Source organism: Aminithiophilus ramosus (genome assembly GCF_018069705.1).
In the GTDB taxonomy this organism is placed as follows: Bacteria; Synergistota; Synergistia; order Synergistales; family Aminithiophilaceae; genus Aminithiophilus; species Aminithiophilus ramosus.
The window spans coordinates 1,365,045-1,385,655 of the sequence record NZ_CP072943.1; the positions used below are offsets into that span (position 1 = coordinate 1,365,045).

Annotated in this window: 18 protein-coding genes; 2 read left to right on the forward strand and 16 right to left on the reverse strand. The window is 65.7% G+C overall.

What is annotated here, in order from left to right:
- Positions 1–68: 68 nt before the first annotated feature.
- The 3 genes from KAR29_RS06190 to KAR29_RS06200 form a co-directional block, all read right to left on the reverse strand.
- Entirely contained in the window at positions 69–770 is a 702-nt protein-coding gene (locus KAR29_RS06190; RefSeq protein ID WP_274374740.1) for a zinc metallopeptidase, read from the reverse strand.
- Between the two features lie 109 nt (positions 771–879).
- Positions 880–2,025, reverse strand: a complete 1,146-nt coding sequence (locus KAR29_RS06195; RefSeq protein ID WP_274374741.1) for a DegT/DnrJ/EryC1/StrS family aminotransferase — start codon at positions 2,023–2,025, stop codon at positions 880–882.
- 88 nt (positions 2,026–2,113) lie between these two features.
- Positions 2,114–2,797, reverse strand: a complete 684-nt coding sequence (locus tag KAR29_RS06200) for a GntR family transcriptional regulator (protein ID WP_274374742.1) — start codon at positions 2,795–2,797, stop codon at positions 2,114–2,116.
- A 306-nt stretch (positions 2,798–3,103) separates the two neighbouring features.
- Between KAR29_RS06200 and KAR29_RS06205 the strand changes: the two genes are divergently transcribed.
- Positions 3,104–3,310 (forward strand): hypothetical protein, encoded by a 207-nt coding sequence (locus KAR29_RS06205; RefSeq protein ID WP_274374743.1) that lies wholly within the window; start codon positions 3,104–3,106, stop codon positions 3,308–3,310.
- Here the strand turns inward: KAR29_RS06205 and KAR29_RS06210 are convergent.
- Positions 3,237–3,821: a citrate lyase holo-[acyl-carrier protein] synthase gene (locus KAR29_RS06210; protein WP_274374744.1), complete on the reverse strand. Its 585-nt coding sequence runs from the start codon at positions 3,819–3,821 to the stop codon at positions 3,237–3,239. The two genes, KAR29_RS06205 and KAR29_RS06210, sit on opposite strands and share 74 nt — an antisense overlap.
- On the reverse strand, positions 3,815–5,167 hold the full coding sequence (locus KAR29_RS06215) for an aminotransferase-like domain-containing protein (protein ID WP_274374745.1): 1,353 nt from the start codon (positions 5,165–5,167) through the stop codon (positions 3,815–3,817). The genes KAR29_RS06210 and KAR29_RS06215 overlap by 7 nt, the downstream gene beginning before the upstream one ends.
- An 89-nt stretch (positions 5,168–5,256) precedes the next feature.
- Between KAR29_RS06215 and KAR29_RS06220 the strand changes: the two genes are divergently transcribed.
- Complete coding sequence (locus KAR29_RS06220; RefSeq protein ID WP_274374746.1) at positions 5,257–6,096, forward strand: HAD family hydrolase; 840 nt, start codon at positions 5,257–5,259, stop codon at positions 6,094–6,096.
- Here the strand turns inward: KAR29_RS06220 and citC are convergent.
- From citC to KAR29_RS06275, 11 genes are all read right to left on the reverse strand, one after another.
- The gene (gene citC, locus KAR29_RS06225) at positions 6,090–7,145 is read right to left on the reverse strand and encodes a [citrate (pro-3S)-lyase] ligase (RefSeq protein WP_274374747.1); all 1,056 of its coding nucleotides are present in this window, start codon (positions 7,143–7,145) and stop codon (positions 6,090–6,092) included. The two genes, KAR29_RS06220 and citC, sit on opposite strands and share 7 nt — an antisense overlap.
- A 72-nt stretch (positions 7,146–7,217) precedes the next feature.
- Positions 7,218–8,411, reverse strand: a complete 1,194-nt coding sequence (locus KAR29_RS06230) for a M20 metallopeptidase family protein (protein WP_274374748.1) — start codon at positions 8,409–8,411, stop codon at positions 7,218–7,220.
- Positions 8,412–8,450: 39 nt separating this feature from the next.
- On the reverse strand, positions 8,451–9,824 hold the full coding sequence (locus KAR29_RS06235) for a hypothetical protein (protein WP_274374749.1): 1,374 nt from the start codon (positions 9,822–9,824) through the stop codon (positions 8,451–8,453).
- Between the two features lie 442 nt (positions 9,825–10,266).
- The gene (locus tag KAR29_RS06240; protein ID WP_274374750.1) at positions 10,267–11,202 is read right to left on the reverse strand and encodes an RluA family pseudouridine synthase; all 936 of its coding nucleotides are present in this window, start codon (positions 11,200–11,202) and stop codon (positions 10,267–10,269) included.
- A complete protein-coding gene (locus tag KAR29_RS06245) occupies positions 11,199–12,242 on the reverse strand; it encodes a 3'-5' exoribonuclease YhaM family protein (protein WP_274374751.1) in 1,044 nt (347 codons plus the stop codon). Before KAR29_RS06245 ends, KAR29_RS06240 begins: the two co-directional genes overlap by 4 nt.
- A 22-nt stretch (positions 12,243–12,264) precedes the next feature.
- Positions 12,265–13,476 carry a 2,3-bisphosphoglycerate-independent phosphoglycerate mutase gene (locus tag KAR29_RS06250; RefSeq protein WP_274374752.1) on the reverse strand — a complete coding sequence of 404 codons (1,212 nt, stop codon included), beginning with the start codon at positions 13,474–13,476 and terminating at the stop codon, positions 12,265–12,267.
- Between the two features lie 144 nt (positions 13,477–13,620).
- Positions 13,621–14,253, reverse strand: a complete 633-nt coding sequence (locus tag KAR29_RS06255; protein ID WP_274374753.1) for a histidine phosphatase family protein — start codon at positions 14,251–14,253, stop codon at positions 13,621–13,623.
- 2 nt (positions 14,254–14,255) lie between these two features.
- Positions 14,256–15,896, reverse strand: a complete 1,641-nt coding sequence (gene serA, locus KAR29_RS06260; RefSeq protein ID WP_274374754.1) for a phosphoglycerate dehydrogenase — start codon at positions 15,894–15,896, stop codon at positions 14,256–14,258.
- Positions 15,896–17,041, reverse strand: coding sequence for a pyridoxal-phosphate-dependent aminotransferase family protein (locus tag KAR29_RS06265; RefSeq protein WP_274374755.1), 1,146 nt, complete (start codon positions 17,039–17,041; stop codon positions 15,896–15,898). The genes serA and KAR29_RS06265 overlap by 1 nt, the downstream gene beginning before the upstream one ends.
- Before the next feature lie 397 nt (positions 17,042–17,438).
- The gene (locus KAR29_RS06270; RefSeq protein WP_274374756.1) at positions 17,439–19,076 is read right to left on the reverse strand and encodes a M20/M25/M40 family metallo-hydrolase; all 1,638 of its coding nucleotides are present in this window, start codon (positions 19,074–19,076) and stop codon (positions 17,439–17,441) included.
- A 260-nt stretch (positions 19,077–19,336) separates the two neighbouring features.
- Entirely contained in the window at positions 19,337–20,047 is a 711-nt protein-coding gene (locus KAR29_RS06275) for a B3/B4 domain-containing protein (protein ID WP_274374757.1), read from the reverse strand.
- Positions 20,048–20,611: the final 564 nt, after the last annotated feature.

A 20,611-nucleotide genomic window follows, 5' to 3' on the forward strand; every position in this document is an offset into this window, starting at 1 on the left:
AAAAAGGGGCGGCCTCTGCGGCCACCCCCTAGTCTAACCTACCTTGGACCGACGATAAAGGTCGTCCTTCAGTCGTTTCTTCCGCCGACCATGCCTCGAAGCAGGACGAGGCGGAGGAGCTGGGCCACGGCCATGACCGAAGCCGCAACGTAGGTGAGAGCCGCGGCGTTGAGAACCGACCGGGCCCCACCGATCTCGTCCCCTCCCAGGATCTGCGTGTCCGACAGAAGACGCAGCGCCCGGGCGCTGGCGTCGAACTCCGTCGGCAAGGTGACGAGGTGGAAGACGATGACGCCGAGGAAGAAGAGGATCCCCAGATCCATGAGCATCGGCGTCCTCATGAGAAGGCCGATGAAAAAGAGGGGGAAGGCCAGCCCGGAGCCGATGTTGACGACGGGAACGATGGCGTTGCGGATCTTCAGCGGCGCATAGGACTGGAGATGCTGCACGGCATGGCCCACTTCGTGGGCGGCGACGCCGATGGCGGCGATGCTGGTGCTGGCGTAGACGGAATCGGAAAGGTGAAGCGTCCGGTCTCTGGGATCGTAGTGATCGGAGAGATTGCCGGCGACGCGCCGGACGGGCACGTCGGAAAGGCCCTGGCGGTCGAGAAGGGCCCGGGCCGCCTCGGCGCCGGTGACGCCGCGACGGGAGGCAACGCGGCTGAAACGGGCGAAGGAACTCTTCACCTTCATCTGGGCCCAGAAGGCCAGAAGCATGGCCGGAATGAGCAGCATGAACGTCGGATCAAAGAAAAAGGGGTACATCATGGCCCCTCACCTCCTCGAAAGATGGCGATGCTCTCAAACGAGATTACCGATGGCATCAGATCCTGCCATCGGTAATTCTACACGAATCGGGCGCAAAGAGCAAGAATGGTCAGGACTGACGGGATCGGTAGAAACGCCCCACCGCCTCGACGACGCGCTCCTGCTCGACTCCCGTCAGCTCGGGGAAGACGGGAAGGGCCAGGACCTCGGACGAGAGGGCCTCGGCCGCGGGGAAATCTCCTTCGCCGTAACCGAGGAAGGAGAAACAGCGCTGCAGGTGAAGACAGAGGGGATAGTAGACGCGGGAGGCGATCCCCTCCGTCTCGAGGAAGGCCTGCAGGGCATCCCGCTCACGGCAACGGATGACGTACTGGTGGTAGATGTGGCCGTTGCCCTCCAGGGCCGCAGGGGGCGTCACGTCGCCGAGGAGCCCCGCCTCGGAAAAGAGCAGGGCGTAGCGATCGGCCACGAGACGCCGCTCCTCGTTCCACTCGTCGAGATGGCGCAGTTTGACGCGGAGGATGGCGGCCTGGAGGGCGTCGAGGCGGCTGTTGAGCCCCACTTCGTCATGGTAGTAAATCTTGCCCGAACCGTGGACGCGCAGGCTCCGCAGATGGGACGCGTACCCGTCGTCGCCGCAGGTCACCATGCCTCCGTCGCCGCAGCCGCCGAGATTTTTCGTCGGGAAGAAGGAAAAACAGCCGAGATCGCCCCAGGACCCGGCCCGGCGGGGCGTCCCGTCGACGAAGCGCCAGCTGCCGAAGGCCTGGGCCGCATCTTCGATGAGGACGACGCCTCGGGACCGGAGCTCCTCCTCGATCGTCTCCAGCGGCACCATCTGGCCGAAAAGATGGACGGCGACGACGGCCCGAGTCCGGTCGGTCAGCCTCTCCAGGACCTGATCGGTCCTCATGTTGTAGGTATGGGGATCGACATCGACGAAGACGGCCTTCGCCCCCAGGCGCGTGATGGCGCTGACGGTGGCGAAGAAGGTGAAAGGCGTCGTGATGACCTCGTCTCCGGGCTTCAGGTCGAGAAGCATCAGGGCCAGAAGAAGGGCGTCGCTGCCGGAGGCACAGCCGATGGCGTGGGGGACGGGCAGATAGGTCGCGACGTCGGCCTCGAAGGCCGACAGGGCCGGTCCCAGGATGAAGGCCTGTTCCTCCAGGACCTCATCGACCGCCCTGCGAATTTCTTCCTTCACTCTACGGTAATTGCGCTTCAGGTCCAGCGTGGGCAGGTAATCGGGTTTCATCGTCGAGCCTCCTCGGGCTTGGGATCTCTCCCTCAAGATCATCGTTCCCTCAAGGGAAGTATCCCTCCCGGGACGGCTTCTGTGGCCTCTATTCCTCGGGCTGTTCCAGTCCCTGGCTGGAAAGGGTGAGGTGGCGGCACATGATCTCGACGGCCAGGTCCCCGTTGCGGTCCCGAAGGGCGTCGATGAGGAGACGGTGCCCCTTCAGGCTGGGGTGATCTTTGGGCAGAGTCTGGCCGGACCGGTGCCCGAGGAAGGGATCGTAGAAAACCATGTAGACGTTGGTCCGAGCCAGGATGTTCTCGACATAGTCGGCGAGGACCTTGTTGCCGCTGGCCTCGGCGATAATGCGGTGAAAGGTCTCGTTCACCTCGAGGTAGAGCTCCAGGTTCTGCTCTTCGAAGGAGCGCTCCTCGTCCAGGAGCGTCTCCTCGAGGCGCCTCAGGTGGCGTTCGCTGATCCGGCCCGCGGCAAGGCGAACGGCGAGACACTCGAGCTGCTCGCGGACGACGAAGGTGTCCTCCATCTCGCGCTTCGTCGGCGAGGCGAGACGGGCGCCGCTGTTGGGGATGATCACCACGAGCCCCTCGCTGGCGAGACGGCGCAGAGCCTCCCGGACAGGAGTGCGGCTCACGCCCATCTGCACGGCGATATTGACCTCGGGCAGACGCTGTCCCGGCTTGAGCTGCTTTGTTATGATCTTATGGCGCAACTCCTGATAGACGTAATCGGCAGAAGTCGTGTAAAGTCTCGGTTCACGAGTCAAAGCCATGCCCTCCTTGGGTTAGATGAACCCTCACTGCACAAATATCAAAATGCTATACGTTCAGACTAGTCTATCATGGGATACAACGAATGACAATCGTCGCAGAGGCTTCCGCCGCATACAGCACAAAAGGGGGCTCTCCCGGAGACCCCCTCAGTAGGTATAGCCGCAGAGACGACAAAAGCAGAGGCATTGTACCACAAATTGCGCCCCACGCAAGACGGACGAAGCGAAAAAAAGAACAAAAAAACGAAGAGACGCCCCCTCCGTCAGCCCTTCGGGGAACCTTCCCCAGAAAAGAGGTCCTCGTCCTTGCGAATCGTCGTCCTCATCCTGTCCATCGCCTCCGTCTTCCTCTTCGGCCGAGCCCTGGGAGGGCTGGGAGGCTATCTCATCGGCATCCCCCGGCCGGACCTTATCGTTCAAGGCCTCGTCGGCGGCGTCGTCACGGCCTGTCTGGCCCTTCTCCTCTGGCACCGCCGTCTCCGAAAGGCAGGGAGGGACGACGGGAAGAATTGAACGTTTCCAGGTCGCCGAGGGCCCTCTCGAAAAGCAGCAGAAAGGCCTCTCGCAACGCGGCAAGGGGATGACGGGCCTGACGGGCGCAGACTTTCGAGGGAAGATCGCAGAGAAGACAGCTCCTGGGAGGGCGGCCCAGAAGCTGTCGGCTCAGGGAGCCGGCCTCGGTGAGCACGTCGATGTCCAAGATCCGCCCCCAGGAAAGCCCCTCCTCCAGCGAAAGGGCTTCCTCCTTGAGCCTCAGAGGATCGACACCCCGAAAGGCCAGAAGCAGAGCGGCCCCGGCCCCGTTGACGAGGAGAAGCCGCTCCGAGGGGACGACCAGGCAGGCCTCGAGGCGGGAGCCCAGGGCTTCGAGGAGAGAAACATCCCCCTCGACGGCCTTGGGAAGCCCCGGCACGTTCAGCGCCGTCTGCAGGACCACGTCGGACGAGGCCAGGAGCCGGCGCTGCCTCAGCCATCGTTCCTCCCGCCCGGCGAGGAGCCTCTCGAGATCGTCGCATCTCACCATGGCCCGTTCTCCTTCAGGATCCGTACGGCCCCCGACAGGGCCGCCCCGTCGAGACGGCTCACGGAAAAGCGCAGGCCGCATACGGCGCGATTCGGCCAGGCGAAGGGGGCCCCGGCCATGAGGGCGACGCCTCGAGAGCGGGCGACGTCGGCGACGACCCGACCGTCCGTCGATCCCGTGTCGGCCCAGAGATAGATCCCCCCCTGAGGTTTGGTCGTCTCCCACTGAGGGAACTCCCTCCGCAGAGCCTCGACGAGAGTCTCCATCCGCCGGCTCAGAATCGCCCGAAGCCGCACCAGCCCCCGATCCAGCCCGCCTCCTGAGATGAAGCCCAGGGCCACTCGCTGCGTCAATGTCGAGACCGGCCCCTGGCGTCGCGACTTGACGGCCAGAAAGGATTCCCTCAACGAGGGGGGAAGGAGGGCGTAGCCGACGCGAAGGCCCGGCAGGAGAAGCTGGCTGAAGGAGCCGATGTAGAGGACGCGGTCGGCGCCGTCGAGGGATTTGAGAGCCGGGACGGACGAGAGGCCGTAGCGGAACTCGCCGTAGGTGTCGTCTTCGATGATCCAGAAACCGCGCCGCTCTCCTTCCGCCAGGAGGGCCCGACGAGCCTCGAAGGAGAGGGTCCTGCCCGTGGGGTTGTGAAAGCTGGGAATGAGGTAGACCACCTCGCCGGCCCCGACGGTTCCCAGGCACCCGACAAGGGCCTCTTCGTCGAGGGGCAGACTTCCCACGTCCAACCCCTCCGAGCGGGCCATGGCGACAAAGTCAGGAAAGGTCAATTCCTCGACCCACACTTTTTTCGTTCCCAATTCCTTGAGGGCTCCGAGAGCCGTGGAAAGGCCCTCCAGCCCCCCGCCGGTGACGACAAGATGCGCGCTTCGGGCGGGAATGCCCCGAAGAGCGCCGTGGGCGACGAGGGCCGACCGGAGGTCGTCGCGCCCCTCTACGGGAGAGGAGGCGAAGAGATCCCCTCCCTCTGCCAGGAGGGAACGGATCAGGCCCCGGACCGACGAAGACGGGAGCAGGCCCGGCGAGGGGTTCTCCGAGGCGAGATCCCAGAGGGGCTCGACGAAGGCGGCCGCGACGGTCGGCGGGGCGGAAGGACGAGGAGCCACGTAGCTGCCGCTCCGTCCTCTCTCGACGATGTAGCCTTCGGAGACGAGCAGTCCGTAGGCCTCCGTCGTCGTCGTACGGCTCACCGACAGAGCCTGAGCCAGCTCCCGCGTTCCCGGAAGGCGAAGTCCGGCGGCGAGGGTCCCTCTGTCGATCATCGTCTTCAGGTGCCGGGCGATCTGTCGGTAGAGAGGGCAGGACGTTCCCCGCTGAAGAGGTATTTCCAGCATGACCTACCTCCTTTGCCTTTCCTTCGGCGATTGCCTAAAATGCGTAGATGGTCCTCTGCTGCCGTTCCACTTCAAGGGGAGGTGATGGCATGATCTTCAGTCACGACGCCCTGATCTTCGACGTCGACGGCGTGCTCATCGACACCGACGACTCCTATTTTACCCTTGTCGGACAGGCGATCCGCTGGGCTTGGGGATTCAGCCCCCGCCGTCGCACCGACGAGGCGTCCTTCACCGGGGAGCACTACAGGATCTGCAAGCGCCACAGGGCCTTCAACGACGATTACGACATCGCCTGGGCCTTCCTCTGCGCGGCGGCGGCGACGGGCGAAAGGCTCCTCTCCCGGGCCCTGCCCACCGCGGAGGGATGGGCCCGAAAACTCGCGGCCTTCGAGGAAGCCAACGTCGTCTCCTGGGTCAGACGCTCTTTCGGCGAGACGTTCCCCCGCCAGGAGGTCCGCAATCTCTGCGAGGAGCTCTATTTCGGAGGGGAGGAGCTCTGGGAGAAGCGCGGGCGACGGGCCCGTCTTTCCGAGACGGCGGGCCTCTGGCAGAGGGAAGTCCCCCTGCTTCGCTCCTCCTGGAAAGAACTCGGCCTTCCCGTGGGAATCTATACGGGAAGGCCGAGGGCCGAGCTGGAGCTCGGGCTGCGCCTTCTGGGGTGGAGCGACCTGCCCCGGGAAAGGGCGATCACGCCCGACGAGGGAATCAGCAAACCCTCGCCGGAAGGGCTCTCCCTCCTCTGCCGACGCATGGCCGCCTCGAGCCCGCTTTTTTTCGGCGACACAGAAAGCGACCGTCAGGCCTGGAAAAGCTTCGGCCGAGGCCGTTTCGTCGCCATCGGACCGATCGTCGAGGACGACCTCCACTTCGCGACGGTCGCGGAAGCTCTCGCCTCTCTCCTGGGCCCTCCGTCCGAGGCTCAGTGACGGCTTTCGCTCCGGCGCACCCGCTCCAGGACGGCCTCGGCCCGGGAGGAGCGGAGGTAATCGTAGGTCACGTCGGGGACGAGGGCTCTGATGGCCTCCCAGTCATCGCCGCGGATCGCCTCACGGACGGACGAGGCCGAGACGGCCGAGCCCGGCAGCCTTTCCAGGCGGGGGATCTCGACGACCTCGATGCCCCTGGGGGGGAGAACGGCCTTCATGGCCTCGTTGTAGCGCCGCGTCACGGGACAATAGGGCTCCGTCCCGACGAAACGCCGCGACAGCCCCAGGGCGGGGACGAAAAGTTCGGCGAAAAGGGTCACGTCGAGGCGGGTCTGCAGAAGGGCCCGCTCGTCGTTGCCCGTACCGCGAAGGAAGTAGGAGGGGAAGGTGGCCCGAGAGACGGCGTAGTCTCCGCTTCGAAGGACGACGACGCCGTCGAGATCGGCCGCACCCCTGCGGACCAGATCGAATCGGTGCTCGAAGGGGAAAAGGGAGAGGTCGGTCTCGACGACGATGACGTAGAGACGATCGCATCGCCTCCGGGCCTCTTCGAGAAGGAATCGATGGCCTCTGGTGAAGGGATTGGCATTGACGACGACGGCTCCCGACTCCCCTTCGCCTTCGACGCGCTCCGAGGCGAGATAGGACCGGAAAGAGGCGACGCCGGGCTCGCCCATCTCGAGAAGGACCACCGAGGGCTCGACGCGGGCCAGCTCGACGAAGCCCAGGGAGCGGAAGCGCGAGGCCGCTTCGAGCTTGGTGTAGACGAAAAGATGGGTCCGCCCCTCCTCTCGGGCCACCTGAAGGAGCCGGGAGAGGATGGCCGCCGAGAGGCCCCCCTCCTGGCGACCGGGATCGACGGCGACCATCTTGATGACCTTGCCGTCGAGACTGCCCGTGGCGACGACCTGCCCGTCGCCGTCTTCGGCGACGACGGTGACGTCGGGCTCGCCCTCGAAGGCGAGCCCCTGAGCGTCGAGAAAGGCCTCGACGGGACGTCTCGACGCGGCGGAGGGGCGGCGGAGGAGGTGGAACTCGAGGTCAAGCATCGTTCTCTCTCCTTACGTAAAAGGGTCGTTCCCCGCAAGGGCCACGGAAGGGGCGTCCATCGCGCCGGAGGCCTACATGGTCAGGGCCAGGAAGGCCTGCCACGCCGCCGCCAGGGGAAGGACAGCCTCGGGAACGTCGTTTTTGGGGTGGTTGACGTCGTAGGTCTCTCCCGTTCCGATGAACATGAAGACGGAAGGGGCCTGATCTCCGTAGAAGGCGAAGTCCTCCCCGGAGAGGACGGGGCGCTCCATGACTTCGACGGCCTCGTCGCCGAAAAAGAGGCGGGCCCGCTCCATCAGCTCCGCCGTCCTCTCCGGATCGTTCTCGACGGAGGGGTAGTTTTTCGCGTACTCGACGTGGGCATTGGCCCGGTAGGCCCGGGCGATGAGAGGGACGAGGGACTCGAGCCGCTCCTTGACGAGGTCGCGGACCTCCCCGTCGAAAGCCCGCAGCGTCCCCCAGAGATGAACTTCTTTGGGGATCGCGTTGTAGGCGTCGCCGGCCTCCACCTGACCGAAGGAGATGACGGCCGTCTCCTGGGGATCGACCTCTCGGCTGACGACGTTCTGAATGGCCAGCAGAAGATGGGCGCCGATGGTGACGGTATCGATGGCCCGGTGCGGCGAGGCGGCGTGGCCGCCCGTCCCCTGGATCTCGATGTGGATGCGATCGGAAAGGGCCGTCATCGTTCCCGGCCTAAGGGCGAGGACGCCGAAGGGAAGGCGGGGACGGAAGTAGATCCCCAGGACGAGATCGATGGAGAAACGCTCGAAAAGGCCGGCGCCGATGAGGGCCTTGGCCCCCGCACGCCCCTCTTCGGCAGGCTGAAAGAGGAAAACGACGGGACGGGACAGATCGTGAAGGCGCCCCGACAGAATCGTGGCGACGCCGAGGAGCGTCGCCATGTGAGCGTCGTGGCCGCAGGCATGCATCAGCCCCGGAATGCACGAGGCGAAGGGCAGCCCCGTCTCCTCGTCGAGGGCCAGGGCATCCATGCCGCAACGGAGCAGAAGGGCGGGGCCGGGAAGATCCTCGCCGAGAAGGGCGACGACGGCCGTCGCGACGCCGAAGGAACGATGGACCTTCATTCCCGGCAGGGCTTCCAGGATCTGGGCGACGCGCGAGGCCGTGATGTTCTCTTCAAAGGCCAACTCGGGAAATTGGTGAAATTCCCGCCGCCACGTCACGATCCTGTCGGAGACATCCTCCGCTTCGGCGAGCAGCTGGGCTCCCAGAAGACGCTGGTCCTCTCTCGTTCCCGTCATGACAGTCCACTCCCTTTCGATCTTCCGCAAGATAGCCGCTCAGGAAAGCCAACGGCGGAAGACCGCAGGCTGGCTCCAAAACTCAAAGACGAGAGGCGTCACGACGGAGGGACCCGAAGACCACCCCCCGCAGCGGGGCTGTGGGCTTCCCTTGTCGTCGAAAAGGCTCCAGACGTCATCGGCGATGTCGAAGGCATCCTGAATCTGGAAGCCCTTGGGAAGCCAGCCTCGCAGCCTTTCCCTGCCGCGGAGGAAGGCGTCGCCCGTCTCGGAAGGAATCCCCGCCTCGAAAAGGCCCTCCACTCCCTGCGCTCCCTCGAGCAGCGTCTCGAAGGGGAAGAAATCGAGGCCGCGCACGGAATTTCCTCCCAGGATAATCCGTCTGCCCAGGGGGGGCAGGGCCGTGCCCATGACCAGAAGGGGACGTCGGCCGAGGAGGGAGAGGGAGAGCTGGGAGCGAAGGGTGCCGTTGGAGGCCAGAGCGAGGAGGATCCTCGTGGCCGCGCCGGGCAGGACGATGACGGCGTCGGCCCTGTCGGCAAGGCGCCCTTCCGTCAGGGAGGCTTCGACGAGGCGGCAGTCCAGTCCCTCCAGAAAAAGTCGGATGTTGTTGCCGGCCACATCGACGCCCTGAGGGCGGAGCAGGGAGACGAGGGGGCGGGCCGGAAGGGGATCGAGAGGGAAGGGAGAGGGCTCCCATGAACGGTAGAAGGCGGCAAGAGCCGCGAAGAAAGGCCATCCGATCTGGCCGCTGAGGGACTCGAGCTGAGCCGCCGCCACCCTGAGGGAAAGGGTCGCCTGCCGCCAGAGCTCGTCGTCGAGAAGTTCCTCCATCGGGGGCAGGGAGCGCTCCAGATGACGGGGAACGAAACCGAGCCCCAGCGACGGCATTCGCCGACCCATTTCCAGCTCCAGAAGCTGATATTCCCGGAGATTGGGAAGAGAGGAAAAGACCAGGGCCGCCGGCTCGCCCATATCGAGCCGCTTCATCTCGCGGAGGACATCCTGAGCCAGGTGGGCCGTCACCATCGACGAGCCGTCGCCGTAGATCAGCGGGATCAGGGCTCCGCCGATCTGTCGGGCCACCTCGACCGTCGAGGGATGAATACGGACCTTTCCCTCTTCGAGCCTCCCCGGAGCCAGGGGGGCCAGGATCAGGTTGAGGGCGCTCTCGTCCGAGGCCGCCTGAAAAAGGGCCCGCAGATTCTTCGTCGTACCGCAGAGCCAGGGATCGAGAAGGGTCACTTCCTGCTCGCAGAGACGCTGGAGCAAAACGGACAGATGAGGATCGGTGCCGACCAGGAAGAGGCGCAGGCGGTAGCCCTTCTGATGCAGCGCCGCGGCGACGAGAAACGACGAAGGGACGCGACCCTCCGCCTGCTCACCGGCCAACAGGAGACGTCTTCGCTCCATGGTCCTCTCCCCTCCTTCGACGGATCTTCCCATGCCGTGTATTGTACCATTCCCGAGGCGAGGACGAGGAGGCGGCCCCGATCGGGGCCGCCTCCTCGTCCGTCTACCCGATAAGGGCGGTCGTGGCCTGAAGCCGGGCGTTCCAGAGGATGCCCTTCATATCGACGACGACCTTATTGTTGCGGAAATCCAGTTCCTTCGGGACCCAGACGACATAGTCCTCGACAGTCAGGGACTCGTAGTCATCGGCAACGGCAGGCTTCCCGCCCTCGACGAGGGCGGCCGGGACGCGGCATCAGCCGCTTCCCAGCATGACGACGCGCACATATCCCTCTTTGCCGAAGGCGTCGAGCTTCTCCCTGGCCTTCTCCGTCACTTCCAACGTCAATCGACGCATTTCCTTCATCTCCCCCTACGTTGAAGTTTGCGTCCATTATACCCCCTACAGGTAATTCCTCCAACCCCTGAGGCGGATCACTTCGGCCATATCTTCCGGGAAAGGGGCACGGAAGGTCCGTCCCGTCAGATAGGCCAGGGGCGCCTCCATCTCCCGGAAGGTGAGACTCCGGGCATGGAGCAGGGGGCGGTCGAGACCTCGACGGCGCCAGAGGCGATTGGCCTCTTCGGAGCCGTATTTGACGTCGCCCAAAACGGGAAAGCCCTGAGCCGCCAGATGGACCCGGGCCTGATGGGGACGGCCCGTGACGAGCTCCACCTCGACGAGGGAGAGATCGCCGTCGCCGTCGAGGCGCCGGAAACGGGTCAGAGACTCCTGCCCCTCTTCGGAGACGACGACGCGGTTGCCCGTCTTCTTGAGAAGGGGCAGCTCGATTTCGCCGTGGAGGGGAATGTCGCCGACGACGACGGCCACGTAGACCTTGAGAACGGCCCGATCTCTCCAGGCCTGATGAAGCTCTCTCAGGGCCGGTCCGTTGAGGGCCACGAGCAGCGTCCCCGACGTGTTGCGGTCCAGACGGTGGACCGGCGTGGGGCGGAAGAACCCCTCTCCGGCAACGGACAGGGCGAGAAGGCGGGAGGCGACGCTGTCGTCTCCCCGCGCCGCCGGCTGAGTCAACAGCCCCCAGGGCTTGTCGACGACGAGGATGTTGTCGTCGCCGAAGATCAGGGGAAGGGAGGCCTCCCCTCCCCTCGCTCCGGCGGGACGTTCCGCCCGCGTCGGGACCTCGAAGGGAACGTCGACGATCTGTCCCCCCGAGAGATGGTCGGAACAGCTCGCCTTCTTGCCGTCGACGCGGATGAGCCCCTTGCGGAAGGCGCGCATCAGCCCTCCCAGGGGAAGATCGGGATAGAGGGCCCTGACGATTCTGTCGGCTCGTCGTCCCTCGTCGTGAGGGCTGACCTGAAACTGATGGCTCACGATGTCACCTCCTGAGCGAAGGGGCTCCGCTTCCAGAAGCGGCGTTGGGTGGAGCGGTGGAAATCGCTGATTTCCCTTCCCTCGTCGAGGTCGGAAACGGCCTCCCTCCAGCAGAAGAGGCGAAAGTCCAACTCGTCGGCGGCGGCGACGATGAGGGCCTCCGGCGAGGCGGGAAGGACGGGCGACCCATACTCCTTCTGACCGTGGTGGCTCAGGATGATGTGTCCCAAAAGCGTCCGCTCCTCCCCTTCGAGGCCGAATTCGTCGGCCAGACGGGAAAAGAGGGCGAATCCCAGCGGGATATGGTCGAGAAAGGTCCCCTCGACGGTGACCTCCGGAGTGGGGTTGAGGACGTAGGACTCGATCTTGCCCAGGTCGTGGATCAGGGCACCGGCCACGGTCAGGGCCACGTCGACGGCGAGCCCCCGGTCCCTGTTGGAACGGGCCAGGGCGAAGGCGTTCTCGGCCACGGATACGGTATGCTCCAGCAGGCCGTGGACGTAGGCGTGATGATGGCTGACGGCGGCCGGCACCACGCGGAAAGAGGCTCCTCTCTCGCCGGAGAAGACGAAGTCGAGAAAGGCGCCGACGGAACCCGCGCAGAGGGCGCGCAGGGCCTCGAAACGACGTTGGAGCTCCTCCTCGGGAACGGGGGAACGCTGGACGAAGTCGTGAGGCGGATGGCTCTTCTGGTCCAGGAGGAAGAGGGCCGTGAAGTTGACCTGCGGTCGGCCGTTGAAGGTGACCTTCTTGCCCCGGAGGCCGACGGTCTGACCGTCGAGGCCGTCCCGGCCGATCCGATCCTCGTTGTCGATCCGGAGGGGCTCGGCTCCGTCGGGGAAGTCGAACCAGACGGCGTCGGACCAGACCTTCCCCTCGACCGTCCCTGTCCGGTCCATGACATGGAGATCCCAGAAGGGGCGATCGTTTTTATCTTTGCGTCGAGAGATCTTCTGCACGACGAAGGAACCTTTGAAGGCCTGTCCGTCGGCGAGATTGCGGATTTCGGAGATCGTGCAGCGCTGAACGGTTTCCGTCAAGTCGGTATCCCTCCTGGCGTCATCAGGCGCCGTATTTCATCAGTCTCAAGGCGTGGGCCAACATGAGTCCCATGAGCTTCGAGGCTTCGATTTTTCCCAGCCCCCCTCGGGCGCAGACGCGTTCGCCGAAGGAGACGGCATCGTCGGGGCGGCCGTAGGGGCTGAAAAAAAGAAGGGGCACGGGGTGCCAGGAGTGCCCCTTCAGAAGACTGGGCGTGCTGTGGTCGCCGGTGACGACGAAGACCGTCGGCTGAAGGTCGGTCAGGAGGTTCAGCTCCTCGTCCAGCGCCTCGAGGGCGCGGACCTTGCCGACGAAATCCCCGTCCTCGCCGGCGAGATGGGGCGCCTTGACGTGAACGTAGAAGAAATCGTAGTCATCCCAGTAGGCCTGAACGGCGTGGAAAAGATCGCCGTACCGGGGACCGCTTTCGAGAATGTTCATCCCGACGAGGCGGGCCAGCCCCCTGTACATGGGATAGTCGGCGAGGGCGGCGGACCGGATCCGGTAGAGCGACTTCAGGTCGGGCAGAAGGGGGACGCCGGAAAATCCGCGAAGGAGACAGGACGAAACCTGGGGATCGCCCTCGAGGACTTCGGCGACGCGGCGGATGAAGGCATTGGCCGTCCGGGCCGTGAACTCGGCCTCGGGGGCCCGGGCCGTGGCCCACCTCATGGGCCTGTCCTCCTTCTGGGGATCGGCATCGGTCACTCTTTCGTCAAGCCCCGCTCCGGAGAAGACGACGACGAAGCGATGTTCCTGCGAGGGGTAGCAGGTGACGCGAACGCCGTCGATCTCGGGAATCTCGCGGCCCAGCCTCTCCAGGATCTGGCGGCTCCGTTCCGTCGGAAGGCGGCCGGCCCGCCTGTCGACGACGATCTCCCGCTCGCCCCAGCGACAGAAATTGCCCCGGGCGCAGATGTCGCCGGGGCCGACGGCGGCGCCGACGCCCAGGGCCTCCAGGATGCCCCTGCCGACGGAAAACTCCAGAGGATCGTAGCCGAAAAGGGCCAAATGCCCCGGCCCGCTGCCGACCGTGATCCCCAGATCGACCATCTCGAGCAGGCCCGTCTCGCCTCTGGCGGCCAGCTCGTCGAGGTGAGGCGTCCGGGCCGACTCCAGCTCCGTCAGCCCACGGGGCCCCGGCAGTCCCCCGAGGCCATCGACGACGAGCAGGACCATCTTAGTCTGATTTTCCACGGCGAGACGGCTGAGCAACTCCATCCGCGACGTCACGGCGACCACCTCCTCGAAATGGGACCCTGACGTCGGAGGGACTCGCCCCTCCTCCGACGGGGAGGAAGAAGTCCCACCGCCCCGTCAGGGCAAGACCATTCTACTATGAGAGACTTCCCCGTGGGGTCGCGACGGGAACCGGTCTCAGAGGCCTTTCTGCAGAGGTCGGAAATAGGGATCGCCCAGGTGGCACGTATCGCCCAGAAGAGGGACGGACCAGCCCCGCGCCGTCGGCTCCAGAAGGGTCACGCTGCCGTTTCCCACCTGAAAGCGCCAGAAGCAGCGCAGCGGCATCTCCAGACAGGCGCAGAGAAGGACCTTGATGACGGCGTCATGGGCGGCGACGAGGACATTCTCTCCGCCGGCGGCGACGACGCGGTCGAGGGCCTCGACGGAGCGCCTCTGGACGTCGAGGAGAGACTCCCCGCCGGGCATGGCCAGGAGATGGGGCGTCCCGTGCCAGCGGGCCAGATCGCCGGGCCAGCGTCGCTCCACTTCGGCCCCGTCGAGTCCCTCCCACTCGCCGTGGGAGATCTCCGTCAGCCCCTCGTCGATCTCGACGGACTTGCCCTGCAGGAGGGCGACGGCCCGCGCCGTCTCGAGGGCCCGAGAGAGGGGACTGCTCCAGAGGCGGTCGAAGGGGACCTTCTCCAGAGCCCCGGCCAGACGTCGGGCCTGCTCGAGCCCCCTGTCGTTGAGGGCGATGTCGTTGCGTCCCTGAAAGCGTCCCGTCACGTTCCAGTCCGTCTCGCCGTGGCGCACGATGAAAAGGCGCATTGTCAGATCCCCTCGGCGAAGACGACCGTCTCGGCCCAGAGCACGTCGGGATCGGCGCGGAAGCGCTCCAGCACGTCGACGGGAACGTCGTGATCGATCTGAAGGGCCCCCAGGGCAAGGCCGCTGCCGTTGCGGCGGCCCAGGGCGAAGTTGGCGATGTTGACGCGGGCCTCGCCGAGCATGGTCCCCACCTTGCCGATCACGCCGGGCCGATCGTGGTTGCTGAAGAGAAAAAGCCTCCCCTCGGGCACGAGATCGATCCAGTAGCCGTTGAGGCCGACGACGCGCTGTTTGCCCTCTTCCGTCACGGTGGCGCTCATGGAGACATCCCCGTCGCCGTCGCTGACGCGGACCTCGATGAGATTGTTGTAGGTCGTCGCCTCTCCCTTGGCCTCGTCGACGGAAAGCCCCCGGTCCTCGGCCAGCAGAGGCGCCGACATGTAGTTCACCTCCGGCCCCTGATGGACCTCGAAAAAGCCCTTGAGGAAACTCACCGTATAAGGAGAATAGCGATAGGGCAGTTCGAAGCGGACCCGCTCGTCCTCGTCCGAAAAAAGAGAGCCTCTGAGAGTGACCGTCACCTGCCGCGGCGCCCCCGAGAGGAGATTGGCGGCCAGAATGCCCAGCTTGCGGGCCAGCGAGAGATAACGCCTCTTGCGGCCCGTCAGAAGGCTTTCCATGAAAGGAAGGTTGACGGCGTGCTCGTAGGGCTCACCTCGGAGGGCGGCCAGGACATTCGTCGCGGCGATCTCGGCCACGGCCGACTGAGCCTCCTGGGTGTTGGCGCCGATGTGGGGCGTGAGAACGACCCTGTCGCGAAGATCGGGGGCCAGAAGGGGATGATCGGCCGTCGGCGGTTCGACGCTGAAGGCGTCGAAGGCGGCGCCGGCCAGGCGTCCCTCGCGGAGAAGGGCGGCCAGGGCCTCCTCGTCGACGAGGCCGCCTCGGGCGCAGTTGATGAAATAGGCTCCGGCCTTCATCGACTTGAGCTCCCGGAGGCCGATCATGCCCCGCGTCTCGTCCGTAAGAGGGACGTGAATCGTCACGACATCGGCCAGGGAGAGGGCTCCCTGAAGATCGTCGAGAAGGGCGACGCCCAGCTTTTCCGCCCGAGCCGGAGCGATGTAGGGATCATAGGCCGAGACGTCCATGCCGAAGGCCCGGGCACGGATGGACACCTGAGATCCGATGCGGCCCAGGCCCACGACAAGCAGCTTTTTGCCGTGAAGCTGGCGCCCCATGAAGTCCTTGCGCCGCCACTGGCCCGCCGTCAGCGAGGCGTGGGCCTGAGGCAGACGGCGCACGAGGGCGAGCATGAGGGCCAGGGTCTGTTCCGTCGCCGCCAGGGTGTTGCCCGTCGGGGCGTTGATGACGACGACGCCCCGACGGCTGGCCTCGGCGAGGTCGATGTTGTCGACGCCCACGCCGGCCCGCCCCACGACGCGCAGGGACCGGGCATGGTCGAGGATCTCCCCGTCGAGAGGCGTCCCGCTGCGGGTGACGAGGGCATCGACGTCGGCGACGGCCTCGAGGAGTTCGGCCCGGCTCAGCCCCACCTTCTGTTCCAGCTTCACGTCCGGGGCGGCGGAGAAGAGGGCCACCCCCGCCTCGTGAATGTTTTCCGTTACCAGGACCTTGAACATCAGACTCGCTCCTCCCAGGCCTCGAAAGCCCTCTCCACAAAGGCCGATCCGCAGGCAAGGCCGACCTCTCTCATGGCGCCGTAGAGAGCGCCCAGGACGAGAGCCAGCTCGGGCCATCCCTCGTCGCCGTAATGGGCCACCCGAACGAGAAGTCCCTTCATGTCCTTCTGCCCCCCCGCCACCTCGACGGCCAGCCCCCGAAGGGCCCTCTGGAGTTCGACGGCCCGATTTCCGGGAACGACCAGGGCCGTCACGCCCGCAGAGCGGGCCCTCTCGTCGGCCACGAAAGGCACAAGCCCCAGAGCCGAGGCCCCGGCGACAAGGGCCGAGGCGAAGCGGCGGCGCGACGCGAAGCGACGGACGAAGCCCTCCTCGACCATCCGGGCGAGAGCCTCGTCGAGAGAAAAGAGAAGACTCACCGGAGGCGTGTAGGGGTTTTCGGGCTCCTCCTTCTCCAGGAAACGGCGGTGAAGTCCGGCGTCGAAGAAATAACTCGGCGAGGCGACGGCCGACGCCCTCTCCCAGGCCCGGGGCGAAAGCCAGGCCAGGGCCAGGCCGGGAGGGGTCACGAGCCCCTTCTGGCTCGCCGAGGCCAGGCCGTCGACGGCCCACCTCTGGGGATGACAGGCCATGGCTCCCAGGGAACTGACGGCGTCGACGAGGACCAGGGGTCGTCCCTCTTCGGGCAAAGAGGCGACGAGAGCCCCGATGTCGTTGGTGACGGCCGTCGACGTCTCGTTGTGGGTCAGGAGAAGGACCGTCGTCTCCGGATGCTCGGCCAGGGCCCGACGCAGCCCCTCGACGGTGACGGCCCGACCCGGCTCGACATCGACGGCGGCCATCGTCGCGCCGCGGCGGGCGACGATCTCGCGGAAACGCTCGCCGAAGACGCCGCAGGAGAGGGAGAGGACACGGTCCTCAGGCGTCACGAGATTCATGGACAGAAGCTCCAGCGCTCCCGTTCCCGATCCGGGCAGAAGCAGGACGGGACCGTCCACGTCGAGAAGATCTCTGAGGCGGTTCTGAAGACGCCTCAGAAGTGCCGAGAAACGAGGCCCTCTGTGGCTCATCATGGGCCTGGCTCCGGCCAGAAGCACTTCAGGTGACGTCGTGACGGGGCCGGGCGTAAAAAGATACTCTGCCATCATGGAACCTCCTTCCGGGGATAAAAAAGACGGGCCCTCGTTTCGGCCCGTCTGCGTTCCGTCGTTTTCGAAAAAGGGGTTGGCGGCTTACCGCTCTCCCGACGATCAGGCTTCCGGCCGGTCTATAGGCGAAGCGCGCTCATCCCGAAAAGAGATGAACGGCAGGCCGAGCCGGACCAACAGGAGAGGAGGAAACCACGCGCCACGAGAAAAACCCCTTTCGTCGATTGCGGCTTTTATAGCACCTGAAAAGAGGGCCGTCAAGGGCCGGGGAAGAGAATGTCGCCGGGGAAGAGAAAAGACTTCTCCCGGGCTCCGACGGTGTCGGAGCCCGGCCTCGTTCCCGCACGAAGGGTCCCGCCGTTCCGTCGGCCCTTTCAGGCCGGAGAAAGGCCGATCAGGAACCCAGGCGATCGACGAGCCCCCGCACGAGATGGGGAAGGACGTCGAGGGCGTAGCCCAGGTGAATCCGCTCCGAGAGCTTGTGGGCGTCGCGACCGATGGGGCCGAGATTGACGATGGCCATGTCGAGAGAGGCCATCTCCGCCAGAGGCAACCGGTAGAGCCTGCCGTAGCCCGGAACGTTGGCCTCGAAGGGGGCCATGGCCTCAAGGCCTTCCGGAAGGCCGCAGTAGCTCAGGTCACAGACGCCCTCGTAAAGGGAGCGTATCTGGAGCTCGACGCCGAAACGCTCCCTGGCCTCGACGACGAGGGAGCGGACGGCCGAGGCCATGGCCCGGTCGCCGTCGCTTCGTTCCCGATTGGACCTGTGGGGGTAGCAGGGCATGAGGTAGCCCACGACGGCCAGGGGTCCCCTCTCGCCCGAAAGGGACAGGAGGCCGTCGACGAGGGCCATGGCCCTGTCCCGCTCGTCTCCCGAGCTCCCCAGGAGGCTTTCCGTCGCGGCGCGGAGGGCCTCTTCGCCGATGCGGTTCCGGAGACGCTCTTTGAGCTCGTCGTAGGTGAGGACGGCCATCGTCCACGACGGGAGGGCCGCCTCGGGCTTGCCGAGACGGAAAAAGCCCTCGGCCGAGCGCCGATGGCAGTCGATGGCACGGCGCCCCGCCTCGGCGGCCAGGGCCCGGACCTGCTCCAGCAGCTCGCCGGGCCCCTTCGTGGCCGTGAAGTAGCTGTAGTAGGACCAGGAGCGGTCCGAGACGGAACAGCAGTACTGTTCGCGGCCGTCGCGATGACGGAGGGAGGCGAAGGGGGTGAAGGCCTCGCCGTCGAGACGGTCGGCCAGGTCGGGGTTGCCCTCGACGAGGACGTCGAAGTGGGCCGTCATGAAATTGGCGTTGAGACCCTCGTAGTATTCGCCCAGGTGGGTCTCGCGGCCGAGGAAGTAGACGAAGGGATTGATCTTCCCCACGGCGCCGAGATGGATCGAGGCCCTGTTGCCGTCTCCCGTGCCGATGGAGGGCTCGCCGTCGACGCAGGCGACGAAACGCAGCCCCTCGTCGTCGCCGAAACGTTTCAGCCAGGGGAGGGCCCCCAACATGCCGCCCGAGTTGCACTCCTCGTCGGGAAGGGCCAGAAGGGCCACGTTGACGCCCATCGCGTCGCGACGGGCGGCCAGGTCGGCCAGGACGGAGGCGAAGACGGCGACGCCCGTCTTCATGTCCGCCACGCCGCGACCGAAAAGCCACTGGCCCGAATCGAGATCGGCCCGGACCTCGTCGGACAGGGAGGCGCGGCCCACGGCGGCCGTGTAGGCCTCGGCGTCGAAGGCCAGAGGAGCCAGAGGGCCGCAGACCTCGACGCCGACGACGTCGAGATGGCCCATGAGGAGGACCGTCCTGTCCGTCTTCCGGCCGGCCCGGACGAGAGCGAAAAGAAGGTTGCGCCCCAGCCGGTCGCCCTCTAGAGGGAGAAGGCGCAGATCGCCTCCGTGAGTCCTGAAATAGGGCAGCTCGCCGAGGCGACCGGCGAGACGGTCCACGACGGCCCTCTCGCTCTCGCCGCAGGGCGAGACGGAGGGGACGGCGACGAGGTCGAGGATGAGGCGGTAGAGGCTTTCCCTGTCGGCTCCGAACATGGTCTTCCATCCTTTCCCGCAAGACACACCGGGCCCCCTCGCCGCGCCGAAAGCGCGCCGACAAGGGCTCTTCCGTACCCCCATCGGGCCGGGCCCAAGGGAGACTCTCCTCCGATCGACGGGGAAGAACCGTCCCGCCGATCGGACAGACCCCCTACCGACGGGGGACCTCCGGGCGGGAGATCTCGGCGGCAGGAGCTCGACGAAAAGAGGGGGCGAAACAGAAACCCTTTCAAGAACGCCTCCTCCGAGGCGAAATCCTATCGCGAAGGGAGGAGGAAGGCGTTCTCCTCCCCGTCGAGAAGGTGGATCTCCCCCCTGCCGCCCAGCCTTTCGACGCCCTCGGCCAGGGCCAGCAGGGCGGCGCCGAAGGCATCGTCCCGGCCGGGATCGAGGTTCTCCATGACGAGGAGGGCCCTCTTCGTCGATGGCGAAAGGCAGGTCCTCCGGGCCTCGCGCCAATTCCAGCAGCGGCAGAGGACCCCCTCGTCGTCGCGGTAGATCACCTCGCCCTGGCGGGGAGGGTCGCTCTCGTCCGCTCCGAGGGGGACGAAGGACTCCCCTCCGGCGGCAAGGACGAGGCGGACGTCGCCGACGACGGCGTCGAGATCCTCCCCTCCGGCGGGGAAGAGAAATTCCAGAGAGAGGGCGTTGTAGAGATCGACGAGGGGGTTGATGGTGGGAATCCCCTTCCCCGAGGCCACACGCCGCACGAGGGCCTCGACGGAACTTCGATGCCCCTTGGGGGCGCCGAAGACCTTGTAGGCCCTGCGCCAGCAGGCCAGATCGGGATGGTCCGCCAAGGGCGTCTGCCCCAGGCCCTCCAGGGCCTTCGCTCCGGCCCGTTCGAGGCGGGCCTTCCCCTCGGAGACGCCTCCGTTGTCGATGTCGCAGGCCACGACGACGCCGATCCGAGCCGAGGGAAAGAGAGCGCGGAAATCGGATCCGATGAAAAAACGCTTTTCCGACACGATAAAGACCTCCTTGAACGTCCTTCTGCGACCTCAGTCTAACACGGAGCCGGCCCGGCAGAGAGGGCAAGGAGCGGCCGACGACGGCCTCTCTGCTTCGGCCTTGGCCGTCGCCGACCCCTTCCGAAAAGGACGGGGCGAAGGGGCAGGATCGTCAACCCCGGGTCGCTCTACCGCTTCGTCGGCATCGTTTCGAGACAGGTCCATCGAGCCCGCGCGCTTCGCGACCGTACCGACGGAATCTCCGCCCTTCTTTGCCCGCCGATCTCGAAATGCCCCGAGAGCCTCCGATCGGCACGACGCGACGCGCTCCCGGAACGCCGCAAACGGTTCCCCCCTCCCCCGTTCGAGAAACGCCCCCCTTACGGCTCCAGGCCTGCAAGATCGTGCACTATTAAAAATTTTTCCCCAGATTGAACTATAAATATTTTAATTTTTTAACGACAGGATCAACGAAATAGGGTATTCTTCAAACTACAGCCCGTCGCAAAGATAAGTTTGCGGATTCAAACAGATATTTCTCGACGTTGGTGGCATTTCCCATTTTTACGTTAAATATAATGG